Consider the following 1,040-nt stretch of genomic DNA (forward strand, 5'->3'; position numbering starts at 1 on the left):
CCGCGGTTGGCCAGATTCGCACACACCCCGGCCCAGAACTTGGCGCCTTCTTCGGCCTGTATCCAGATTCCCAGCACATGCTTGACGCCGGCCATATCGACGCCAATAGCAATGTGGGCGTGCTTGTTTCGGACATGGGCGCCGTCTTTGACCTTCACCACCAGGGCATCAAGGTAGATGACGGGATACAACGGCTCCAGCGGCCGGTTCTGCCATTCATCGACCGCGTCGAGGACCTCGTCGCAGATCTTCGAGATCGTCTCGTGCGAGAGATCGGTGCCGATCGTGGAGGCCAAATGGTGTTGGATGTCGCGCAACGTCATGCCGCCGGCGTAGAGCGAGATGATGATGTCGTCGAGGCCGCCGAGGCGGCGCGAGCCCTTCGGGACCAGCCGCGGGGTGAACGTGCCGTCACGGTCACGAGGAATGTTCGGCTCGACCGGCCCGGCCTGCGAGGCCACCGTTTTCGGGCTCGACCCGTTACGGGCGTTGGGCAACTCCCGCCCGGCCGGATCGCCCTTGGCATAGCCGAGGTGATCGGTCAGCTCGGCCTTCAGACCGCGTTCGAGGGCCAGTTTGATCAGACCTGGGATCAACCCGCCTTCGCCGGTGATCTGGATCTGGCCGGTATCGATCTGGGCGAGCAGCTCATCGACCATGCCCGAGGCCTGTAATGCCTCGGCGACTTCCGCGGTCGAGCGCGGCTCGGCCAGTTCAGGCAACTGCTCGTCGTCGTGGCCCTGCTGCTTGTCGTCTAACGCCATGCTCATAGATCTTCCTCTCACTGATGAGCACTGGACTTACACAGACCATCTGACACCCCCCGGTTGACCAAACGCCGGTCACCGACCACGACCGGCAAAATCGAACGATTCCATCGCACATTGCGCCGGGAGCTTCTCGACGAGACTGGCGCCTTCGACACCATCGAGACCGCGCAAACGGCTATCGACGAATGGGTCCACGCCTACAACACCTGCAGACCGCATCAGTCGCTGAACATGGCCACCCCTGCCAGCGTGTTCCGCAGTCGCAGCACC

Annotated in this window: 1 protein-coding gene and 1 pseudogene; one reads left to right on the forward strand and one right to left on the reverse strand. The window is 63.0% G+C overall.

What is annotated here, in order from left to right:
* On the reverse strand, positions 1–770 hold a 770-nt coding region (locus ACZ4TW_RS24060), incomplete at its 3' end, for an IS256 family transposase (protein WP_465547047.1).
* A gap of 48 nt (positions 771–818) precedes the next feature.
* Between ACZ4TW_RS24060 and ACZ4TW_RS24065 the strand changes: the two are divergent.
* Positions 819–1,040, forward strand: a pseudogene (locus tag ACZ4TW_RS24065) (integrase core domain-containing protein); the annotation flags it as partial.

It is taken from the genome of Agromyces sp. NPDC029043, from assembly GCF_055564615.1.